This is a genomic window from Cycloclasticus sp. P1 (genome assembly GCF_000299965.1).
GTDB lineage: Bacteria > Pseudomonadota > Gammaproteobacteria > Methylococcales > Cycloclasticaceae > Cycloclasticus > Cycloclasticus pugetii.
The window spans coordinates 1070041-1092261 of record NC_018697.1; the positions used below are offsets into that span (position 1 = coordinate 1070041).

The following is a 22221-nucleotide window of genomic DNA, read 5'->3' on the forward strand; positions in this document are numbered from 1 at the left end:
CCTATAGAAGGGGCTGTTATTAATGCCTGAGCTATCTATTATTATTCCCACGCTGAATGAGGAGACGGCCTTACCGGTAACGCTGGCATCGTTACAATCGCTTAGAAGGGAAGGTGTCGAAATTATAGTGGTAGATGGCGGCAGCACCGATAAGACGGTCTGCTGCACAGAAGGCCTTGTTGAACAGCTGGTGGTCTATTCAGCAGGACGTGCGGTGCAGCTTAATAAAGGTGCACAAGTAGCACGTGGAAAGGTATTGCTTTTTTTACATGCAGATACCCTGCTAGCAGGCAGGGCCATTAAAAAACTATTAAAGCAACCGAAACAGCCAACTCTTTGTTGGGGACGTTTTAAGGTCAAGTTGGACGACACAGCAATTGTTTTTCGAATAATTGAAACGATGATGAATTGGCGCTCTTGTTTGACCGGTATCGTAACAGGGGACCATGCAATGTTTGTTTCAAAGCACTTGTTTGAACAGGTAGGCGGCTACCCGTGCATTGAGCTTATGGAAGATATTGCAATAAGCAAAAAACTAAAAAAAGTTTCAAAGCCGATATGCCTTAAAGAAACTGTTACCACATCCTGCCGGCGTTGGCAGGTTAATGGGGTCGTGAAAACAGTCCTGTTAATGTGGTTTTTAAGGTGGGCATATTTTTTTAATGCGGAACCTAAAGTATTGGCGCAGAAGTACCGCCAAATTAGAATCAAGTAGTACTGTTTTGCGACGAAGTCAGTTTTTCAATTAAGCTTTCTTTTAGCTGATCGATGATCTCGGAATCTTCAATCATTTTGTTATCGCTATCGGTAATATAGAAAATATCTTCAGCGGTTGAACCTAAGGTGGTAATTTTTGCATTTCGCACGTTAACTTTACAGGCACTAAAGCATTGCCCAATGGTGGATAAAACACCGGGTTGGTCTTGTGTGCGTATTTCTAAAATGGTGTAGCGTTTTTGATAATCACTTTTAAAGCTGATAGTCGTTTTAATGTTGAAGTGTTGAGATTGGCGAGGCCTATGCCTATCAACCGATAAAACTGATTGGTCTGGCGCTATTAAATTAGCACGTAAGACGTTGACGATAGATTGTTCACGAGTAAGGTCGGGAATAGGGCTGCCGTTATCTTCTAAAACATGGAAACTAATCAATGCGAGGTCTTCATTAGTGGTAATGATTCGAGCATCTAAAATATTAAGGCCAAGCTGATCGAGCGTTGCTGTGCAGATAGCAAATGTGCCAGCGCGATCATCTACGTAAATAAAAATTTCTGCGCCACCGCGATGTGTTTGTGGGCGTAGTAAGACCAGTGGCATCTCTTCTTGACGACAAGATGATATGGCCAATGTGTGCCAAATACTATCTTCAACAGAAAACCGTGAAAAATAATCCTTACTGATTGTTCGCCATACTCGATCAATTTTATCATCACTTAAGCCACGGATATTAAGGCCTTGTCTAGCCTGATACTGCATGTCTTTGATTTCGTCACTTAATTCATCAGTGACCGTTTGTAATCCGCGACGTAAAAGTTGCTGAGTGTTGTTGTAGAGTTCTTTTAATAACGAGCCTTTCCAGTCGTTCCACAGCGTTGGGTTTGTTGCTCTAATATCTGCAACGGTTAGTAGGTAGAGGTAATCAAGGTACTCAAGACTGCCAATTTTAGAGGCAAATTTATGAATAACAGCGGGGTCATTAATATCCTTACGCTGCGCGGTCATTGACATGATTAGGTGGTTTTGAACCAGCCAACCGACAAGGTTGGTGTCATAAGAATTGTAGCCATGCTGGCGGCAAAATTCGATGGCATCATGCATGCCAAGTTCTGCATGGTTGCCGCCGCGGCCTTTAGCAATATCATGAAATAAGCCAGCTAAATAAAGTAACTCAGGTTTGCGAATTTCTTGAAAGACATCGAAACAATGCGGCAGGTCGTCACGGTGCTTTTCTAAGGCAAACCGTCTTAGGTTTCTAACGATAAATAGGGTGTGCTGATCAACGGTATAGGCATGAAATAAGTCATACTGCATACGCCCGATAATATCGTCAAAGGCTGGAATATAAGCCGCTAATAAACCGTAGCGATTCATCCGACGAAATTGATGGGTGATGCCATGCGGTTGGCGAAGAATATCTAAAAATAAACGTTTAGCCCGAGGGTTTGCCCTGAACTCATCATCAACGAGGTGTAAAGACTCGCGTATTAAGCGGATAGTTGCTGATCTGATCCCCTTTACATCTTCATGTTTTTGTAATTGAAGGATAATATCGAGTAGAGCAGTAGGTGTTGTTTTAAAGGTATCTGGATGCGTCACCTCGATATAATCATTAATGATCCTAAAAGATTCATTGATAGGGGTCACATCCATGACTTTATTTTCTAACGCCTCATTAAATATTTGCAAGACCAGTTCATTAATGCGCTCAAGGTCCATCACAGTACGGTAGTACAGCTGCATAAATGATTCGACAGCAAGGTTGTTATCGCCATCTTCAAAACCAAAGGCTAAGGCAAGGTTTTTTTGATAATCAAAAAGCAGGCGGTTTTCAGGTCGATTCGCTAAAAGGTGTAATTCGAAACGGACTTTCCAAAGAAAGCGTTGCCCTTTTACCAGTGAGCGATACTCATTTTTAGTAAGAAACGCATGATTTACCAATTCACCAAGTGAATTGGAACCAAAATAACGCTGGGTAATCCATTGAATCGTTTGAATGTCTCGTAACCCACCTGGCCCTTCTTTCATATCAGGTTCTAGGTTGTAAGCGGTATTGCCAAACTTCAAGTGTCTGTTGTGTTGTTCTGCTACTTTTTCGCGAAAAAATGCAACCGGCGACCAAAGATTATCGATACTGATCTGATCTTGCATGTCAGAAAAGAAAGCCTCTGAACCTGTGATGAGGCGAGCTTCCATAAGGTTTGTAATAACCGTAATATCTAACTTAGATTGTTCTAGGCAGTCTGAAATTGTTCGTACACTTAGGCCCGGCTTAAGACCAATATCCCATAGGAATGTCGAGAACGATTCGAGTTCTGTTTTGTAATTGTCGAGCTCGGATTCATCAAAGATAATGAGTAAATCAATATCGGAAAAAGGGTGCAGTTCCGCGCGGCCATAACCACCGGTGGCAATTAAGGCCAGTTGGTTAGAATAGGGACCTAATATTTCATTCCAATAGTTGGTAAGTAATTGATCGATAAAATCACTACGAGCTTTTAGAAGTGTTTCTACCGTTTCACCAGACTTAGCGCGTGTATGTAATTCATTATTAAAGGCTTGAATTAGCGCTTTAATATCAGCAATTTTATGCGCGGCTGGTTCATTTTCAGTAGGAAGAGATGTCATGATTTATATAACTCTGGTGGAATATGGGTTGCTTCAATGGCCTCGTTATCTCGAACGGTAAAAATTTCAAACCCATTGGATGTGACCGTTAAGGTGTGTTCAAACTGTGCAGATAGGCTGCGGTCTTTAGTAACCACGGTCCAATCATCTGCCAGTGTTTTTACATTCCTTTTGCCAGCATTAATCATCGGTTCTATAGTAAAGGTCATGCCCTCTTCTAGTGTGGTACCGGTATTAGGTTCGCCGTAATGTAAAACTTGGGGCTCTTCATGAAAAACGCGCCCAATACCATGACCACAATACTCTCGAACAATAGAGTAACGCCTGCTTTCTGCAAATTTTTGAATAGCATGGCCAATATCACCAAGTCTTGCGCCGGGCTTAACCATGCTAATGCCTAGGTATAAAGCTTTTTGTGTGGTATCGATAAGACGCTTGGCTAAAATGCTTGGTTCACCAACAACGAACATTTCACTGGTATCACCATGGAACTCATCTTTAATAACGGTGATATCAATATTGACGATATCTCCTTTTTTAAGTTTTTTATGGTTGGGGATACCGTGGCAAACAGTTTGGTTAACCGAGGTGCAGATTGATTTTGGAAAGCCATGGTAATTAAGCGGGGCGGGGATTGTTTTTTGGGTGTTAACCATGAAGTCGTGACAACGTTGGTTAAGCTCTTCTGTAGTGACACCTGGAACAACATATTCCCTGATCATCTCGAGAACTTCAGCAGCTAAACGGCCAGCGACACGCATTTTTTCAATTTCAGGGGGTGTTTTTAAAGTAATACTCATATTTTAATAAATAAAGTGGTTTCAGAATGTCAAACAAGTGACAGATTATAACGCTTAATAGATGAATTTAAGGTTTTTTTACAGCTTAGGCATAACACTAATATTTTAGGTTTAAATTGCTGTTTAGCTCTAGATATGGTATAAAGCGTCGCCACTTTTGGCAACAACGATCACATGCATCAACACATCCGGTAGGGTGCTTGAATTAAATCAGGTTACCGTTTGGGATGCGTGGTAGTTATCAACCCGAGTCATGTCAGATTATCTGGCTGGCTATAACATAAGGAATTAAAAGAAATGTCTAAAATCACAATGCGTGAAATGCTCGAAGCTGGTGTCCATTTTGGTCACCAAACGAGGTACTGGAACCCTAAAATGGCCCCTTACATCTTTGGTGAGCGTGGCAAAATTCATATCATTAACTTAGAGAAAACCTTACCTCTTTTTAATGATGCATTAAATTTCATCAACAAACTAGCAGCAAACAAAGGCACTATCATGTTTGTTGGAACAAAAAAAGCCGCTCGTAAAACAGTTGCAGAAGAAGCAAAACGTTGCAGCATGCCATATGTTGATCACCGTTGGTTAGGTGGTATGTTGACAAACTTCGGTACCATCAAAAAATCAATTAATCGTTTAAAAGAACTTGAAACGATGCGTGAAGACGGTAGCTTGAATCGTTTTAGCAAAAAAGAAGGTTTAAAGTTCATGCGCCAGCTGGAAAAACTAGAGCGCAGTGTTGGCGGTATTAAAGACCTTAAAGGCCCACCCGATGCTATTGTAGTAATGGATGTAGGCTATGAAAAAATCGCAGTTAAAGAAGCGGCTAAATTAGGTATTCCAGTGATTGGTATTGTTGATTCAAACAATAAACCTAATGATGTGGATTATGTAATACCGGGTAATGATGACTCAATCAGAGCCTTAACACTATATTGCCAAAGTTTTGCCGGTGCGATTCTTGAAGGTAAAGCCAGCGTAATTAAAGAATTAGTTGATAATAAAGAAGTGGCTAAATCAGTTTCTAAAAAACCGGCTGTGAAAAAAACAGCGGTAAAAAAAGCAGCAACTGAAGAAGTAAGCAAAGAAGGTTAATCGCTACAGCTTAGAAGACAATGAACGCCTCCTGTTGGGGGCGTTTTTATGATTAATTAATATAGACAGAGGTTTAGAATGAGTGTAACAGCTGCAATGGTCAAAGAATTACGTGAAAGAACGGGTTCTGGCATGATGGAGTGCAAAAAAGCATTAGTAGAAACAGGTGGTGATTTAGAAGTTGCGATTGAAAACATGCGTAAATCAGGCATGGCAAAAGCAGATAAAAAAGCAGGGCGTATTGCTGCTGAAGGTGTTTTAAAGGTTGCAACGTCCGGTGATGGATCAGCAACAACGATTGTTGAAATTAACAGTGAAACTGACTTTGTTTCAAAAGGTGATGATTTTGTTGAGTTTGCTACAGTGGTTGCAAACACGATTGTTAATAATGACGTCGCTGATGTTGAAGCATTAAATAATGCAACGATTGACGGTGAATCTGTGACAGTTGATGAAAAACGACGTGCATTGATTGCTAAAGTTGGTGAAAACATTAATGTTCGACGTTTTCAAACCATTAAGCCTGAATCAGGCGTTGTCGGTTCATATTTGCACGGTATCCGTATTGGGGTGTTGGTTGAATTGGAAGGTGGGTCTGTTGAATTAGCAAAAGATATTGCTATGCATGTTGCTGCGACGAATCCTTTATGTATTTCTGAAGCAGAAGTACCTGCAGAGGCTATTGAAAAGGAAAAAGAAATTTTTAAAGGGCAAGCTGCTGAAAGTGGTAAGCCACCTGAGATTGTTGAAAAAATGATCGTTGGTAAAGTTAAAAAATTCTTAAAAGAAGTCACCTTATTGGGTCAACCATTTGTTAAAGATGGTGATGTTACGGTTGAGCAATTATTAAAATCTAATAATGCTAAAGTCGTATCTTTCGTACGCTTTGAAGTAGGTGAAGGTATCGAGAAGAAAGAAGAAGATTTTGCATCTGAAGTAATGGCTCAAGTACGAGGCGATTAATTTAATGAGCGAGTTGACATATAAACGAATATTGCTAAAACTCAGCGGGGAAGCCTTTATGGGCGACTCCGCTGGTGGTATTGATGGTAATACAGTTTTAAGGCTAGCAGAAGAAGTTAAGCAGCTATGTGACATTGGTGTTCAAGTTGGTCTTGTTATAGGTGGTGGAAATATTTTACGTGGTTCTGAAGTAGCTTCAGATGTTATGAATCGTGTGACCAGTGATCATATGGGTATGTTGGCGACAGTCATTAATGCCTTAGCGATGCAAGATTCATTAGAGTCTCTTGGTCAGGATGTTCGCGTTATGTCAGCGCTTCAAATTAACCAAGTATGCGAAAGCTTTAAACGTAGAAGAGCGGTTAGACATTTTGAGAAAGGCCGCGTAGTTATTTTTGCAGCAGGGACCGGTAATCCATTTTTTACCACTGATTCGGCAGCGAGCCTCAGAGGTATTGAGGTTGAGGCTGAATTGCTGATTAAAGCAACAAAAGTGGATGGCATTTATTCTGATGATCCGGTTAAAAACCCTGATGCCACGCTGTATTCACGTATTAGTTTTGATGAAGCCATTGATCAACGTTTAAATGTTATGGACGCAACAGCATTGGTACTTTGTAGGGATCATAAGTTACCATTAAGGGTCGTTAATATTTTTGATAAAGGTGCTATTAAACGTCTTGTGATGGGTGATGATATTGGCACACTTGTAGAATAACGGTAGAGATAATTATGATTGAAGATATTGTTAAAGATGGAAACCTAAGAATGGGTAAATCCGTTGAGTCTTTTCAAAAAGCATTGACAAAAATTCGTACAGGTCGTGCGCACCCAAGTTTGCTAGAGCATATTGTTGTGTCTTACTACGATGTTGATACACCCTTAAATCAAGTAGCAACAGTTAATATTGAAGACGCTAGAACATTGTCTATTATGCCGTGGGAAGCAGGTATGATTGGCCCAGTTGAAAAGGCTATTATGAAGGCAGATCTCGGGCTTAATCCAGTGACTGCTGGTAATGTCATTCGTGTACCAATGCCACCATTAACAGAAGAAAGGCGTCGCGATCTTGTTAAAGTGGTTCGTGGTGAGGCAGAAGCTGCGAAAGTTGCGATTAGAAACATTCGTCGTGACGCAAACTCTGAGTTTAAAGAGGCGTTAAAAGAAAAGATGATTACTGAAGATGAACTTCGCTCTGGTGAAGAAAAAATTCAGAAAATCACCGATCAGCATGTAAAAGATATTGATAAGCACCTTGAGGTAAAAGAAGCTGACTTGATGTCAATGTAGGCAATGAACCTAACATCGTGTGCTTTCAGTGTGTTTAACCTTGATCTAAGTTTTTACGACGTTGTCAAAAGAGATAAATAGGATTCTTGTGACTGACAACCAAGTTAAAAAAAATATAAAAAAAAGCCCTAAGCACATTGCCATCATAATGGATGGCAATGGGCGTTGGGCTACCGCTCAGGGTAAACCTCGTACAGCAGGCCATAAAGCGGGCGTTGATGCATTAAGAACCACTATCGAAACGTGCGCTAGCTACGGTGTGGAAGTGTTAACAGTGTTTGCATTTAGCAGCGAAAATTGGCGTCGTCCAGCGAAAGAAGTTAATGTGCTGATGGACTTGTTTATGTTGACGCTAAAAACACAAGCAAAACGATTACATAACAATAATATTCGTTTGAAAATAATTGGTGATAAAACCAAACTGTCCCAGTCGTTACAACAAAAAATTATAGATGTTGAGTTATTAACAGCTGAAAATACTGGTTTATTGCTGGTCATTGCAGCAAATTATGGTGGCCAATGGGATATTACGCAGGCAAGCCAATGTATGATGGCACATGCAGTCAGTCAAGACATTCCTTTAACAGACCTGAACATAGAAGACTTTTTATCCACCGCAGCTATACCAGACCCTGATTTATTCATAAGAACAGGTGGTGAGCAGCGAATTAGTAATTTTTTACTTTGGCAAATAGCTTATAGTGAACTTTATTTTACAGACACACTTTGGCCAGATTTTGATAAGAATGCTCTTGATGTGGCCATTCAGTATTTCTCTTCTCGTGAGCGTCGGTTCGGACAGACAGGTGAGCAACTTGATGAAGATGGTTAAGGAATGACTAGTCTCGCTAAGAGGCTTCTAACAGCCATAGTATTGATTCCAGCTGTGGTCTGGGTTGTAATGTATTCTTCTGAACCATATTTTATAGGGGTTCTAAGTCTAATTGTTTTGATAGCTGGCTATGAATGGGCTGCTTTAAGTGCTGTAAAAAGCAAGCTATATAAATCTATATTTGCGATAACTGGCTTGCTGTTTTCGTTTGGTTTAACGCTTTTAAATGAACCTTTTTTAAGTGGTTTTTTTTACGCTAGTTTAATATTTTGGTTATTGGCGATCGTGTTGCTGATAACTAAAGCGCAAGATTTACTGGCAAATAAAGTAGCGCGCCCTGTGATGCTTTTAATTGGCTATTTATTGCTTGGTTTAATATTCATATCGCTTTACCAGTTGAGGCTCAATTTTGAACAAGGCCCTGAGCTTTTAATGTACCTATTATTGTTGATGTGGATTGCAGATAGTGGGGCTTATTTTGCTGGCCGTTCATTTGGGCATCATAAATTATCACCTCTTATTAGTCCTGGAAAATCTATAGAAGGCGTCATTGGTGGCGCATTAGCTTGTTTATTGTTGGCTTTTTTTGCAGATCAATATTTTGAAATTAACAACAGTGCCATGTTTATAAGTGTGTCGGTGTTTGTTGCCTTTGTCTCGGTTTTTGGGGATCTATTTGAAAGCCTTATGAAGCGACGTGTAAACGTTAAAGATAGTGGGGCAATTTTACCGGGTCATGGTGGCGTTCTTGATCGTATTGATAGCCTTATTGCGGCAGCTCCTGTTTATGTTGCTTGTCTGTTAATGACAAAACTGTTCACATGAAAAATGTTTGCTTGCTTGGCTCAACTGGCTCAATTGGAGTTAGTACGCTTGATGTTATAAGACTCAATAAGAATGCTTACAGAGTAGTTGCACTGACAGCTAATAAAAACATTGGGCGGTTATTAGAGCAATGTATAGAATTTAAGCCAACTTATGCAGTGGTTCCAGATGCTGAGCTTGCAGAGGCGTTTAGAGGGAAGTTGGAACGCTCTGACGCATGTGAAACCCAAGTGTTATCTGGCATGGATTCTTTAGAGTTTGTTGCTAAACATTCAATGACTGATATTGTGGTGGCAGCCATTGTTGGAGCGGTTGGTTTATTGTCAACTTTAGCGGGTGCTAAGGCAGGTAAAACAATTTTACTGGCGAATAAAGAATCTTTAGTTGTATCGGGTGATTTATTGATGTCTGTAGTGAAACAAAATGGTGCCACATTGCTACCGTTAGACAGCGAACATAATGCTTTATTTCAATGTATGCCCGATGCATACAAGGCTGGGCAACGTGCTGAGGGTGTTAGAAAATTAATTTTAACGGCTTCTGGTGGGCCTTTTTTGAATCTTAATGCCAGTGAGTTGGATAATGTAACGGTCGAGCAGGCTTGTGCACACCCAAACTGGTCAATGGGGCATAAAATCTCTGTTGACTCAGCGACTATGATGAATAAAGGTTTGGAGTTAATTGAAGCGAGTTATTTATTTGATATGCCCGCTGAATTAATAGATGTGCTGATACATCCTCAAAGTATTGTTCATTCGATGATTGATTATGTGGATGGGTCTGTTTTAGCGCAACTTGGAAACCCCGATATGCGCACACCCATAGCACATGCATTAGCATGGCCAAAAAGGCATGAGAGTGGCGTGTCAGCGCTGGATTTTCTAGTGAATAATCAATTAACATTTGAATCAGCCTCATATGAAAAATTCCCTTGCTTACGTTTAGCTTATGAAGCTTTAGATGCTAAAGGAACAGCACCAGCGATCTTAAATGCAGCAAATGAAGTCGCCGTTGAAGCATTTTTGGCAAAAGAATTAGCGTTCACTGGTATTTCCACATTGATTGAGCAGGTGTTGAGTATTACAACAGTGAGCCCTGCTGACTCAATTGAAAGCGTTTTAAGCGCAGATGCACAAGCACGTCAGGTTGCAAAAAATTGTTTGGAGAACGGTTAATGAGCATTATTATTTCAATGGCCTCTTTTATCTTGGCCTTAGGTATTTTGGTTACCGTTCATGAATTCGGCCATTTTTGGGTGGCGCGTAAATGTGGTGTGAAAGTATTACGTTTTTCTGTCGGTTTTGGTAAACCGTTAATTAAATTTAAAAGGAAAAATGACGAGACAGAATATGTCATTGCAAGTATACCGTTAGGCGGTTATGTGAAAATGCTCGATGAGCGTGAAGGAAACGTCGAAGAGAGTGAGAAAAAGCTAGCCTTTAATAATAAACCTCTGCTAAGTCGTTTCCTTATCGTTTTAGCGGGCCCTGTTTTTAATTTGGTGTTTGCCTTCTTGGTTTTTTGGCTAATTCTAACAGTTGGCGAAAGAGGTTTGAAGCCTGTGGTTGGTAAACTAGACCCGGCTGGTGTTGCTATTCATTCAGGTATTGAAGTTGGTGATGAAATTCTTGCTGTCAATGATCGTCCAGCAACTATATGGCGTGTGGCCATTGGCTTAATTGCCAGTGAAATGATTGATAATGGCTCGGTTGATCTCACCGTTGAGACACCTGGTGGACAAACAAAAGACATTCAATTTAACGTCCAATCGGGAGATATTCCTGAGCCAAACGATATTGTTAATAAGCTTGGTATTGAGCCTTTTTTGCCGACATTAAAACCGATGATTGGCAATATTGTTTCTGCTGAGCCAGCTGATTTAGCGGGGTTAAAGAGGGGTGATTTGATTCTGTCTGCCAATAATGAAGAGGTCGATAGTTGGCAACAATGGGTCTCAGTTATTCGTGCAAACCCAGAAAAAAGCATTTCTATAATAGTGCTAAGAAATAATGAGCGCTTAGCATTACGCCTTATTCCGCAAAAAATCATAGAAAATGATAGCCCGATTGGAAGAATTGGTGTGTCCCCATGGGTCGATGAGGTGTCAAATGACTTTTATACTACGTATTCATTGAATGGTTTTTCAGCGATAGCGGAAGCGGCCACTCAAACGGTTCATTATTCAATATTAACTGTTAAGTTAATTGGCAGAATGCTGATTGGAGAGGCATCTGTGCAGAACTTAAGTGGGCCTATTAGTTTGGCTCAATATGCAGGTAAAACGGCCACAATAGGTCTAATACCATTCTTAAAATTTTTGGCATTTGTCAGCGTTAGTTTAGGTGTTATGAATTTATTGCCGATTCCTATGTTAGATGGCGGTCATTTGTTTTTTTACCTCATTGAAGCGGTTAAAGGTAAGCCTGTTTCTGAAAAGGCTCAAGGTCTGTTTATGCGTGTGGGTTTATTTGTCCTACTTTGTATGATGGTGTTGGCCATTTTTATCGACATTGGTCGAATAATTGGTTAAATAAAAATACGTATTGAGTCAATGGATTGTTTTATCTATACTTGCTCGATACGCCTTAAACGAACATAACATTAAAACGCATTGTGATAAAAAAAATCAGAACACTATTTCTTCCAGTTTTTATACTATTTGTTCTATTCAGCTCAAATGTGGCATTTGCAGAAGAACCGGTGCTGGTTAAAGATATACGGGTTAATGGATTGCAGCGGATCACGGCGGGTGCTGTTTTTAATGCGCTAAGTCTGAAAGTAGGTGATCAATTTGAAGAGGAGACATCTGGGGAGATTATCCGAGAACTCTTTGAAATGGGCTTTTTTAGCGATATCAATGTGGACCTGAATGATGACATAGTCATTATTAATGTAAAAGAACGTCCAGCGATTACCAGTATCGAAATTGAAGGCAACGATGATATCGAAAACGAAACATTGCTTGAAGCATTTGGTGATGTTGGTATGGAAGTAGGACGTGTATTTAACCCACTAGTTCTCGATAAAGTTAAAAACGAATTACTTCAGCAATATTACAATAACGGTAAATATTCAGCAGAGGTTAGCAGTAAAGTGACAACACTTGAGCGTAATCGAGTGGCTGTATTAATCAGTGTTGTAGAAGGTTCAGCAGCAAGTATTAAGAAAATTAATATTGTTGGTAATAAGTCTTTTTCAGATGAAGAGATTTTGTCGGTATTTGAGTTAACAGGTCCAACTCTGATTAGTTTTTATACGAATAGTAATCAATACTCAAAACAGAAATTATCGGCTGATTTAGAACGTTTGAACTCATTCTATCAAGATCGTGGTTACATCAATTTTAAAGTTGAATCCACACAGGTCTCAATTAGTCCTGATAAAAATGGAATTTTCATCACTATCAATATCAATGAAGGGAAGGTGCACACAGTTAGTGAAGTAAAACTGGCCGGTGAGTTGATTGTTAATCCTGATAAGTTAATCCCTTACGTGATTGTTCAGCCAACAGATGTTTTTTCTAGGAAAAAAGCAACGCAAACATCAGAATACATTACTACCATTCTTGGGCAGGCGGGCTACTCGTTTGCAAATGTCAATATGATTCCTGAAATTGATAATGAATCATCAACAGTCAAAGTGACGTTTTTTGTTGACCCTGGGAAACGTGTCTATGTTCGACGTGTGTTGATGGAAGGGAATACTAAAACACGTGACGAGGTTCTAAGGCGAGAAGTTAGACAAATGGAAGCGGCATCCATTTCAACCAGAGCGGTTGATCATTCTAAAGCTAGGTTGTCACGATTAGGCCACTTTGATGAAGTGGACGTGGAAACATTACCCGTTGCTGGTACCAGTGATCAGGTTGATATTAAATACACGGTTAAAGAAAAGTCATCGGGCAATATTTTAGCCGGCGCTGGGTTTTCTCAATCACAAGGAATTGTGTTAAATGCGAGTATTAGTCAAAACAACTTCTTAGGCACTGGTAAGCGGATGAGTGCTAGCTTTAATAATAGCTCAGTTAACACTATTTATAGTTTGGGTTATACCAATCCGTATTACACAGTTGACGGCGTGAGCCGTGGCTATAACATCAGTTATAGAACAACCGACTATGATGAAGCCAACAGCTCAAATTACGAAACTGAAACATTTAATATGGGCGTTAATTTTGGCTTGCCATTAAATGAAAGTGATAAGATTGGTCTAGGTTTGGATCTAGAGTTCACTGATATTCAGTTAGACAATAATCTGTTTTTTGGTGAAATAAATAAATTTATTGTTGAAAATGGTAATTCTTTTACTAACTTAAAAGCTTCTGCTTCATGGGGCACTGATACAAGGAATCGTGCTGTGTTTGCAACGCGAGGTGGGTCAAAACGTTTATCTGGCATCATTACAGTACCGGGTTCCGATCTTGAGTTTTATAAGTTGTCATATAATCAAGAGCAATATTTCCCAATCAGTACTAATACAACACTCTATTTGAATGCTGATTTTGGTTATGGTGATTCATATGGCGATGCTGAGAGCTTACCGTTCTTTGAAAATTATTATGCCGGCGGTAAAGGCTCTGTCAGGGGCTTTACAGATAATACACTAGGTCCTCGGGATATTTTTGACGATCCAATTGGCGGCAGTGTTAAATTAGTGGGTAATGCAGAATTCATCTTTCCTGTACCCTTTATGCCAGATAATAAAAGCGTCAGAATGAGTACTTTTGTTGATGCTGGTAATGTTTATGATGATGAGATAGACGTAGGTGAGTTACGTTACTCTGTTGGTGTGTCAGCAAAATGGTTGTCTCCATTTGGCGCATTATCCTTCAGTTTAGCAATGCCTATTAATGATGGAGAAGATGATGAGGTGCAAACATTCCAATTTGCCTTTGGCTCAGGGATATAAAATCGGCTAAAACCGAGGCTACAGGCACCACTTCAACTTAACGAAATATACCTTGATGGGTATTGATAATAGTAATGTAAACAGTAGGAGAACACATTGAAACTTTTTAACCAGATCTTAATTGCTAGCATATTAACAGTAGGACTTCTAAGTACCGCGCAAGCTGCCGACATCAAAATTGGCTTTGTTAACGTAGCTAGGATTTTAGAAAAAGCACCTCAGGCAGAAAAAGCAAAGGTGGCTTTGGAAAAAGAATTTTCTCCAAGAAATAAACGCTTATTAGCGAGTCAAAAGGAAATCAAAAAACTAGATGAAAAACTTGCTCGTGATGCCAAATTAATGAGTGAGTCTGAAACACGACGCTTACAGCGTGATGTGCTAGAAAAGAAGCGTGCACTCAATCGTGACCAAGAAGAGTTTAGAGAAGACTTTAATTTAAGACGTAACGAAGAGTTAGCCAAGTTACAAAAATTGGTTTTCGAAGCAATTAAAGGGCTTTCAGAAGCTGAAAAATATGATTTAGTGCTTCATGATGGTGTTGTTTTTGCGAGTGGCGCAGTTGATATAACCAATAAAGTTCAAAACCGTCTATCTACTGGTAAATAGCGTTAACCAAAATGGCTGTTGATTAATGCTGACTTTACAAGAATTAGCGGTCGCTATTGATGCTGATTTAATCGGTGACCCAAACTATCAAATCAGTAGTTGTGCTACGCTTGAATCAGCTAGGTCTGATCAGCTATCGTTTATCTATAATAAAAAGTACATTACAGATTTACAGACAACCAATGCGGGCGTTGTTATCTTATCCGATGCTTTTTTAGCAGGATATGATGGCAATGCATTGATTGTTAAAAACCCATATTTAGCGTACGCAAAAGCAGCAAATGTGATTCATGCCGCCCCTCCAAGATTGGGCAGTATTCATGCTTCGGTTGTAATTGGTGATAATGCAAATATTGCTGAGGATTGCGTGTTGGCTCCTCATGTTGTCATTGGTGATGATGTCACCATTGGTAAAGGTTGTTATATAGGGCCTGGATGCGTCATTGCCAATAAAGTAGTGATTGGTAATAATCTTAAGTTAGTCGCCAATGTAAGTCTTGGAGAAGAGACGAAAATAGGCGATAACGTTACGATTCACCCAAGTACTGTGATAGGTAGTGATGGCTTTGGCTATGCACCATACAATGATAAAAAAGGTTGGTGTAAAATACCTCAACTTGGACATGTTGTTATTGGTAATGATGTTGAAATAGGGTCTAATACGTCGATTGATTGTGGTGCTTTAGATAATACAGTTATTGGTGATGGCGTTAAAATTGATAACCAAGTACAGATAGCACATAACGTTGTGATTGGTGACCATACAGCTATAGCCGCTTGTACTGGTATAGCCGGTAGTACGAAAATTGGAAAATATTGCACATTTGCTGGTGGTGTTGGCCTAGTAGGGCATATATCGATAACAGATGGTGTGCATGTAACCGGCATGACAATGGTTACGCATTCAATTAATGAAGCCGGTGTTTATTCATCGGGTACACCGTTTCAAAAAAATACAGATTGGCTTAAGAATGCAGTTCGCTTTAAGCAACTTGATAAATTAACCAAAAAAATCAATTATTTAATAAAGTTAAAAAAGGAAAATTAATGTCGCTTGATGATGTAAGAAAAGTAATGGAATTCTTGCCACACCGTTATCCTTTTTTAATGATTGATAGAGTTGTTGAGTATGAGGCCGGCGAAAGGTTGTTAGCCGTTAAGAATGTCACTTACAACGAACCCCAGTTTACCGGTCATTTCCCACATAACCCGATTATGCCAGGCGTATTGGTTATTGAAGCATTGGCACAAGCAACGGGTCTGTTGTCGATGAAAACATTAACAGATCGTGGTGAAGATTTTGGCGAATACTACTTGGTAGGTATCGATAAAGCGCGTTTTAAACGGTCTGTTGTACCCGGCGACCAATTAATGATAGAAGCGGTTTTCAAAAAGAATAAACGAAATATTTGGTCCTTTTCAGCGTCCGCAACAGTCGATGGAGAATTGGTTGTGTCTGCTGAGATTATGTGTGCCTCAAAGGAGTCGACTAAATGATCCACCAAACGGCTATTATCGACCCAACAGCGTCTATAGATGAGAATGTAAAAATTGGTCCTTATACGGTTATCGGAGCGAATGTTTCGATAGGCACTGGAACGGTTGTTTCTTCTCACGTTACGATTAATGGAACAACAACAATAGGCAAAAACAATCGAATTTATCAGTTTTCGTCTATTGGTGAAGACCCTCAAGATAAGAAGTATGCTGGTGAAGAGTCATTCTTAGAAATTGGTGATAATAACGAAATCCGCGAATTCACAACAATTCACAGAGGCACAACACAGGATAAAAATATTACGAAAATTGGTAGTAATAATTTATTCATGGCCTATACACATGTTGCTCATGACTGTGTGATTGCCGACGATGTTATTCTTGCTAATGCTGCTTCATTAGGTGGTCATGTACATATTGGCAATAATGCTATCTTGGGCGGTTTCTCCATCGTCCATCAGTTTTGTCATTTGGGTGATCATTGTTTTTCAGCTATGGGTAGCGCGATTACAAAAGATGTGCCGCCTTTTGTAATGGTTGGTGGTCGACCTACCAAACCTCATGGGATCAATACGGTTGGATTAGATAGGCGTGGCTTTTCAGCGGACACTATTTTGCAGGTTAAACGAGCCTATAAATTGCTTTATAAATCAGGCTTAAAGTTAGCTGATGCTAAAGCAGAATTAGTCAATGTTGTAAAAGATCACCCCGAGTTAACCATCATGTTGGATTTTTTAGAGAATTCTAGCCGCAGTATTTTACGATAGTTAGACAGGTAAGCTTCATAAGGATTACCGTGCGTTTACTATGATGCCCACAATTATTGATAAACCTATAAAAGTTATGCTGGTTGCCGGTGAGCACTCTGGTGATATTTTGGGTGCTGGTCTAATAAAACGATTGAAAGAAAGGTACCCTAATGCAACGTTTTCCGGTATTGGTGGACCAAGAATGTTAGCTGAAGGTTTTCAATCGTATTATCCGATGTCTAAATTATCTGTTTTTGGCTTATTTGAAGTGATAAAACATTTACCGGAATTACTGGGGATTAGAAAGCACTTAAAAAAAATCATAATCAGTGAGAACCCAGATGTTTTTATTGGGATAGATGCGCCCGATTTTAATCTAAAACTAGAACGCGAGCTCTATAAAAAAGGAATTAAAACAGTTCATTATGTCAGCCCAACCGTTTGGGCATGGCGGCCAAAACGAATTAAGAAACTAATTGGTTCGTTAAATGCCTTGTTATGTATTTTTCCTTTTGAAGAAACTTATTTTAAAGATACTGCTGTCCCAGCTTATTTTATAGGGCACCCATTAGCCGATAAGCATCAACATCCTATCAATACACAGGCGGCTAGACAGTCTTTAGGATTACACAGTGAACAACCGGTATTAACAATAATGCCCGGTAGCAGGCTTGGTGAGCTTGAACGACATAGTTTTTTATTTTTACAGACCGCCTATAATTGCTCAAATAATATTTCTGGACTCAAAATTTTAGTACCAATGCCAGATCAAGTGGTTGCAGATAAATTTGAAGAATATTATAGAGCGTCGGGGTTGACGCTCGATTTAGAGATAAAAGTAAGGGCGACTACGGAAATGATTGCAGCTGCCAATATGGTGTTAGTGGCTTCTGGTACAGCAACGCTTGAGGTGATGTTGTTTAAAAAACCGATGGTGGTTGCCTACAAATTATCAGCACTAACTGCATGGGTCATTAAAACATTCGATTTACTAAAAGCCCCCTTCGTATCGATGCCAAACTTAATAGCAGGCAAAGAATTGGTTAAAGAATATTTACAAGATGATATTAATATCGCTACGTTAACTGAAGAATTGGTTAGTTTTTACCAAGATAAAGATAAGACTCAAACTATAGTGAATGAATTTAATAAAATGAAAATAAAATTGACACGTCAGGCTGATATTCAAGCTGCAAACATTGTGTCGGGCGTAATTAATGGTGATGTTTCATTTTGAACAAGGTGGTTGTTGGCTTAGATGAGGTAGGTAGAGGTTGTATTGCAGGGCCTGTTGTTGCAGCGGCTGTCATTCTGGATGATGAAAAACCAATTGATGGCCTGATGGATTCAAAAAAGTTGACAAAAAAGAGACGAGAGGTGCTTGCACAACAGATCATCGAGTCTGCTAAAGCATGGTCAATTGGTCGAGCAGAGGTGGCTGAAATTGATGAAATTAATATTTTACAGGCAAGTTTATTAGCCATGAAACGGGCATTTGATGGCTTGGATATTAAGGCAGGTTATGCCAAAGTTGATGGGACATTCTATCCAGATATTGATCTGCCGGGTAAATGTATCAAAGGCGGTGATAACCTTGTGGCTGAAATCTCCGCGGCTTCGATTATCGCAAAAGTATATAGAGATGAGCAGATGGCCCTGCTTGATGTGTTATATCCCGGTTATGGCCTATCAAAACATGCCGGTTACCCGACCCCTGATCATAAAATGAAACTTGCCCAGCAGGGTGTTATTTCGATTTACCGACAATCATTTTCCCCAGTAAGAAAATTATTACCATGAGTGAGGCCATCAAGTTTATCCACCTTAGGAACCATACCGAATATTCATTGGTAGATGGCATTATTCGTGTAAAACCATTGGTCAAACGTGTAGCTGAACTAGCTATGCCAGCTATCGGGGTGACCGATCAGTCTAATTTATTTGCCACGGTAAAGTTTTATCGTGCTGCCTTAGCTGCTGGCATCAAACCTATTATTGGGGCGGATGTACAGATAAGAGATTCGGTGGCGCAAAAAAAGCCATATATCATCACCTTACTGGCCCAAAACCAACAAGGTTATTTAGCACTGTGTGAATTAATTTCTGAGGCGTATCTTAATGGGCAAGATAAAGGTGTCGCCTATCTAACCAGTAAAAAAATACTGGAGAAAAATGAAGGTTTAATTGCCTTATCTGGCTGTTTGGACGGGTTGTTCTCAACACCGCTTCAGTCAAATGATACAGAGCAAGCAGATACTATGTTATCTACTTGGTTGCAGGTTTTTAAGGATCGTTTTTACATAGAGCTTCAACGTATTGGTCGATCAGGTGAAGAGGGGTTAAATAATCAGTTATTAGCCTTAGCTAGTAAGCATCATGCACCTATAGTGGCTACTAATAGTGCATGCTTTTTAAAACCAGAGGAGTTTGATGCGCATGAGGCGCGAGTCTGCATTAATCAAGGGCGTGTATTATCTGATACTAGGCGGGTCAAAACGCATACCGAACAGCAGTATTTAAAAAGTCAGGAAGACATGTTGGCGCTTTTTTCTGATTTACCTGAAGCGCTTGAAAATACAGTAGAGATTGCAAAACGTTGCAATGTTGAACTTAGTTTAGGGGAGAACTTTTTACCTGACTTTCCCGTTCCAGAAGGTATGACCATAGATGAATATTTCGCAGATTTATCACAAAAAGGGTTAGAGAAACGAATTCAAGAAACTTCTCATCGAATTAAGTTTGATGATGAAAAAAGGGCCCAGTATCAAGCCAGATTAAAGCGCGAATTAGACGTTATTTGTCAGATGGGCTTTCCTGGTTATTTTTTAATTGTTGCTGATTTTATTCAATGGGCAAAAGATAATGGCGTACCCGTTGGCCCGGGTCGTGGTTCTGGTGCGGGATCTATTATTGCGTATGCATTAAGAATTACTGACCTAGACCCGCTAGAGTTTGATTTACTGTTTGAGCGATTTTTAAATCCTGAACGTGTGTCAATGCCTGACTTTGATGTGGATTTTTGTATGGATGGGCGTGATCGGGTGATCGATTATGTCGGTGAGAAATACGGACGAGATAAAGTGTCGCAAATTATTACCTACGGGAGTATGGCTGCGAAAGCTGTTATACGTGATGTGGGGCGTGTATTAGGCCATCCTTATGGTTTTGTAGATCGTTTAGCAAAAGCAATCCCCTTTGAAATTGGTATGACCTTAACAAAGGCACTTGATGAAAGCCCTGATCTATTGAACGCATATAAAGAATCAGACGAGGTTCGTGAGCTAATAGACTTAGCTCTAATGCTTGAAGGGGTGGCAAGAAACGCGGGTAAACATGCGGGTGGTGTTGTCATCGCTCCGAGTAAGTTAACTGATTTTTCACCCTTATATTGCGAGGAAGGTGGTGCAAACCTGGTGACGCAGTTTGATAAAGACGATATCGAAGCTGTTGGTTTAGTTAAGTTCGACTTTTTGGGGTTACGAACATTAACAATTATTGACTGGGCCTTACAAAATATAAATCAACGCTTAGCCGCAAAGGGCGAAAAGGCCGTTAATATTGACCTGTTACCTCGCGATGATGAATTAACGTACGAGTTATTAAAAAATTACGCAACAACAGCTGTTTTTCAGCTTGAGTCTAGGGGCATGAAAGATTTGATTCGTCGTCTGCGCCCTGACACCTTTGAAGATATTATTGCTCTAGTGGCTCTCTTTAGACCAGGGCCATTGCAGTCTGGCATGGTGGATGATTACATTAATGTTAAGCATGGTCGCAAAAAAGCAGAATATCCGCACCCAACCTTGATACCAATTTTAGAGCCAACTAATGGGGTTATCTTATATCAAGAACAAGTGATGCAAATTGCTCAGGATTTAGCTGGCTATAGTCTTGGCTCAGCTGACTTGCTGCGTCGAGCGATGGGCAAGAAAAAGCCCGAAGAAATGGCCAAGCAGCGTGAGATGTTTACCACAGGAGCGGTTGCTAATAATGTCGAAGAAAGTGTAGCGACCTATATTTTTGACTTAATGGAAAAATTTGCAGGCTACGGGTTCAATAAATCTCACTCCGCTGCGTATGCATTAATTGCCTACCAAACCGCTTGGTTAAAAGCGCACTACCCATCAGAATTTATGGCCGCAGTGTTGTCTTCAGATATGGACAATACCGATAAAGTTGTTTTGTTCATCGATGAATGTCGTGATATGGGGCTCAATATTCTTCCGCCTGATGTTAATAGCTCTTACTATCGATTTACGACAAATGAAGAAGGCGACATTATCTATGGCTTAGGGGCGCTTAAAGGTGTCGGTGAAGGAGCTATTGAATCAATTATTCAACAAAGAGAACTTAACGGCCCTTATTCTAGTCATGAAGACCTTGCCAATCGTATAGATTTAAGAAAGGCAAATCGTCGTGTGCAAGAAGCTCTTATCAGAGCGGGTGCATTAGATTGTTTTGACACAAACCGTGCACAGCTGATGCAGCAATTAACGAATGTACTTCAAGTGGCTGAGCAGCAGGGGAAAAGTGCGATGGCTGGGCAAAATGATTTGTTCGGCGTAAGCCTTGTTGAAACAACTCAAAAATCTAATGCTGTTCGTGTAAAAGCTTGGAGCGAGCATGAGCGCCTTAAACATGAAAAGACAATACTTGGACTGTATTTAACCGGGCACCCATTTGATACAGTTCGAGATGAAATGAGCAATATTGTTTCAGGAAAATTGGCAGCCTTACATGATATGGAGTTAAGCTCCCCGGGGGGAGGCCAGTATCGGCGTGCAAAAGGAAAACCGATTACCGTCTCTGGTTTGGTGTTAAATATCCGTACACGTCCAACAAAAAGTGGTGCTAAAATTGCCACCATTATTTTAGATGATGGAAGCGCTCGCATGGAGGCTGTGGCCTATAGTGAGGTTTTTGAGACCTATAGCGAACAATTACAGGTTGAGCAAATTGTTGTTATTGAAGGCAGTATCTCTTTTGATGACTTTGCCGGGCAAAATAGAATTAGCATTGAGTCAGTGATGACAGTTGAGCAAGCACGTAAACGGTTCATAAAAGATGTATTGATAGAGTTAGACGCTGATGTTCTAAAACAAGACAATAAAATTAATCAATTACATACTGTTTTAAGTAAATACCGTGGTGGTGATTGCCCGGTTAAAATAAAATTGATGCTACCCGGTGCTTCATCCGCGCTTTTATTGCCGGATGAATGGAATATTAAACCTGAAGATGCATTGTTGACAGATTTACATAATGCATTGCCAGAACAACAAGGCTTTATTCGATATTGAATTTTGCTGGCT

General features: G+C 39.9%; 19 protein-coding genes. 17 read left to right on the forward strand and 2 right to left on the reverse strand.

Annotation, left to right across the window (positions count from 1 at the left end; genetic code table 11):
• The first annotated feature begins 22 nt into the window (after positions 1-22).
• On the forward strand, positions 23-715 hold the full coding sequence (locus Q91_RS05105; protein WP_015005817.1) for a TIGR04283 family arsenosugar biosynthesis glycosyltransferase: 693 nt from the start codon (positions 23-25) through the stop codon (positions 713-715).
• On the opposite strand, the gene glnD is transcribed toward Q91_RS05105, so the two are convergent.
• Both glnD and map read right to left on the reverse strand, forming a co-directional pair.
• On the reverse strand, positions 708-3344 hold the full coding sequence (gene glnD, locus Q91_RS05110; protein WP_015005818.1) for a [protein-PII] uridylyltransferase: 2637 nt from the start codon (positions 3342-3344) through the stop codon (positions 708-710). The two genes, Q91_RS05105 and glnD, sit on opposite strands and share 8 nt — an antisense overlap.
• Complete coding sequence (gene map / locus Q91_RS05115) at positions 3341-4144, reverse strand: type I methionyl aminopeptidase (RefSeq protein ID WP_015005819.1); 804 nt, start codon at positions 4142-4144, stop codon at positions 3341-3343. The genes glnD and map overlap by 4 nt, the downstream gene beginning before the upstream one ends.
• 297 nt (positions 4145-4441) lie before the next feature.
• Here map and rpsB point away from each other — a divergent pair, with 297 nt between their 5' ends.
• The 16 genes from rpsB to dnaE all read left to right on the forward strand — a co-directional run bounded on the left by rpsB (position 4442) and on the right by dnaE (position 22209).
• A complete protein-coding gene (gene rpsB, locus Q91_RS05120; protein WP_015005820.1) occupies positions 4442-5239 on the forward strand; it encodes a 30S ribosomal protein S2 in 798 nt (265 codons plus the stop codon).
• A gap of 78 nt (positions 5240-5317) precedes the next feature.
• Positions 5318-6202 (forward strand): translation elongation factor Ts, encoded by an 885-nt coding sequence (gene tsf / locus Q91_RS05125; protein ID WP_015005821.1) that lies wholly within the window; start codon positions 5318-5320, stop codon positions 6200-6202.
• Positions 6203-6206: 4 nt separating this feature from the next.
• On the forward strand, positions 6207-6920 hold the full coding sequence (gene pyrH, locus Q91_RS05130; RefSeq protein ID WP_015005822.1) for a UMP kinase: 714 nt from the start codon (positions 6207-6209) through the stop codon (positions 6918-6920).
• Between the two features lie 14 nt (positions 6921-6934).
• A complete protein-coding gene (frr, locus tag Q91_RS05135) occupies positions 6935-7492 on the forward strand; it encodes a ribosome recycling factor (RefSeq protein ID WP_015005823.1) in 558 nt (185 codons plus the stop codon).
• Positions 7493-7580: 88 nt separating this feature from the next.
• Positions 7581-8324, forward strand: coding sequence for a polyprenyl diphosphate synthase (gene uppS / locus Q91_RS05140; protein ID WP_015005824.1), 744 nt, complete (start codon positions 7581-7583; stop codon positions 8322-8324).
• 3 nt (positions 8325-8327) lie between these two features.
• On the forward strand, positions 8328-9149 hold the full coding sequence (locus Q91_RS05145) for a phosphatidate cytidylyltransferase (protein WP_238538364.1): 822 nt from the start codon (positions 8328-8330) through the stop codon (positions 9147-9149).
• Entirely contained in the window at positions 9146-10324 is a 1179-nt protein-coding gene (gene ispC, locus Q91_RS05150) for a 1-deoxy-D-xylulose-5-phosphate reductoisomerase (protein WP_015005826.1), read from the forward strand. Before Q91_RS05145 ends, ispC begins: the two co-directional genes overlap by 4 nt.
• Positions 10324-11679 carry an RIP metalloprotease RseP gene (gene rseP, locus Q91_RS05155; protein WP_015005827.1) on the forward strand — a complete coding sequence of 452 codons (1356 nt, stop codon included), beginning with the start codon at positions 10324-10326 and terminating at the stop codon, positions 11677-11679. The genes ispC and rseP overlap by 1 nt, the downstream gene beginning before the upstream one ends.
• Positions 11680-11828: 149 nt before the next feature.
• Complete coding sequence (gene bamA, locus Q91_RS05160) at positions 11829-14057, forward strand: outer membrane protein assembly factor BamA (protein ID WP_015005828.1); 2229 nt, start codon at positions 11829-11831, stop codon at positions 14055-14057.
• 96 nt (positions 14058-14153) lie between these two features.
• Positions 14154-14663: an OmpH family outer membrane protein gene (locus Q91_RS05165; RefSeq protein WP_015005829.1), complete on the forward strand. Its 510-nt coding sequence runs from the start codon at positions 14154-14156 to the stop codon at positions 14661-14663.
• Positions 14664-14688: 25 nt separating this feature from the next.
• Complete coding sequence (lpxD, locus tag Q91_RS05170) at positions 14689-15711, forward strand: UDP-3-O-(3-hydroxymyristoyl)glucosamine N-acyltransferase (protein ID WP_015005830.1); 1023 nt, start codon at positions 14689-14691, stop codon at positions 15709-15711.
• Positions 15711-16160 carry a 3-hydroxyacyl-ACP dehydratase FabZ gene (gene fabZ / locus Q91_RS05175; RefSeq protein WP_015005831.1) on the forward strand — a complete coding sequence of 150 codons (450 nt, stop codon included), beginning with the start codon at positions 15711-15713 and terminating at the stop codon, positions 16158-16160. Before lpxD ends, fabZ begins: the two co-directional genes overlap by 1 nt.
• Entirely contained in the window at positions 16157-16927 is a 771-nt protein-coding gene (lpxA, locus tag Q91_RS05180; protein WP_015005832.1) for an acyl-ACP--UDP-N-acetylglucosamine O-acyltransferase, read from the forward strand. Before fabZ ends, lpxA begins: the two co-directional genes overlap by 4 nt.
• Before the next feature lie 40 nt (positions 16928-16967).
• Complete coding sequence (gene lpxB, locus Q91_RS05185) at positions 16968-18146, forward strand: lipid-A-disaccharide synthase (RefSeq protein WP_015005833.1); 1179 nt, start codon at positions 16968-16970, stop codon at positions 18144-18146.
• Positions 18143-18709 (forward strand): ribonuclease HII, encoded by a 567-nt coding sequence (gene rnhB, locus Q91_RS05190; protein ID WP_015005834.1) that lies wholly within the window; start codon positions 18143-18145, stop codon positions 18707-18709. The genes lpxB and rnhB overlap by 4 nt, the downstream gene beginning before the upstream one ends.
• A complete protein-coding gene (gene dnaE, locus Q91_RS05195) occupies positions 18706-22209 on the forward strand; it encodes a DNA polymerase III subunit alpha (RefSeq protein WP_015005835.1) in 3504 nt (1167 codons plus the stop codon). Before rnhB ends, dnaE begins: the two co-directional genes overlap by 4 nt.
• Positions 22210-22221: the final 12 nt, after the last annotated feature.

Coding starts and splice junctions, on each gene's coding strand:
- Q91_RS05105 (WP_015005817.1), top strand. CDS start 23: ATGCCTGAGCTATCTATTATTATTCCCACGCTGAATGAGGAGACGGCC.
- glnD (WP_015005818.1), bottom strand. CDS start 3,344: ATGACATCTCTTCCTACTGAAAATGAACCAGCCGCGCATAAAATTGCT.
- map (WP_015005819.1), bottom strand. CDS start 4,144: ATGAGTATTACTTTAAAAACACCCCCTGAAATTGAAAAAATGCGTGTC.
- rpsB (WP_015005820.1), top strand. CDS start 4,442: ATGTCTAAAATCACAATGCGTGAAATGCTCGAAGCTGGTGTCCATTTT.
- tsf (WP_015005821.1), top strand. CDS start 5,318: ATGAGTGTAACAGCTGCAATGGTCAAAGAATTACGTGAAAGAACGGGT.
- pyrH (WP_015005822.1), top strand. CDS start 6,207: ATGAGCGAGTTGACATATAAACGAATATTGCTAAAACTCAGCGGGGAA.
- frr (WP_015005823.1), top strand. CDS start 6,935: ATGATTGAAGATATTGTTAAAGATGGAAACCTAAGAATGGGTAAATCC.
- Q91_RS05145 (WP_238538364.1), top strand. CDS start 8,328: ATGACTAGTCTCGCTAAGAGGCTTCTAACAGCCATAGTATTGATTCCA.
- ispC (WP_015005826.1), top strand. CDS start 9,146: ATGAAAAATGTTTGCTTGCTTGGCTCAACTGGCTCAATTGGAGTTAGT.
- rseP (WP_015005827.1), top strand. CDS start 10,324: ATGAGCATTATTATTTCAATGGCCTCTTTTATCTTGGCCTTAGGTATT.
- lpxD (WP_015005830.1), top strand. CDS start 14,689: ATGCTGACTTTACAAGAATTAGCGGTCGCTATTGATGCTGATTTAATC.
- fabZ (WP_015005831.1), top strand. CDS start 15,711: ATGTCGCTTGATGATGTAAGAAAAGTAATGGAATTCTTGCCACACCGT.
- lpxA (WP_015005832.1), top strand. CDS start 16,157: ATGATCCACCAAACGGCTATTATCGACCCAACAGCGTCTATAGATGAG.
- lpxB (WP_015005833.1), top strand. CDS start 16,968: ATGATGCCCACAATTATTGATAAACCTATAAAAGTTATGCTGGTTGCC.
- dnaE (WP_015005835.1), top strand. CDS start 18,706: ATGAGTGAGGCCATCAAGTTTATCCACCTTAGGAACCATACCGAATAT.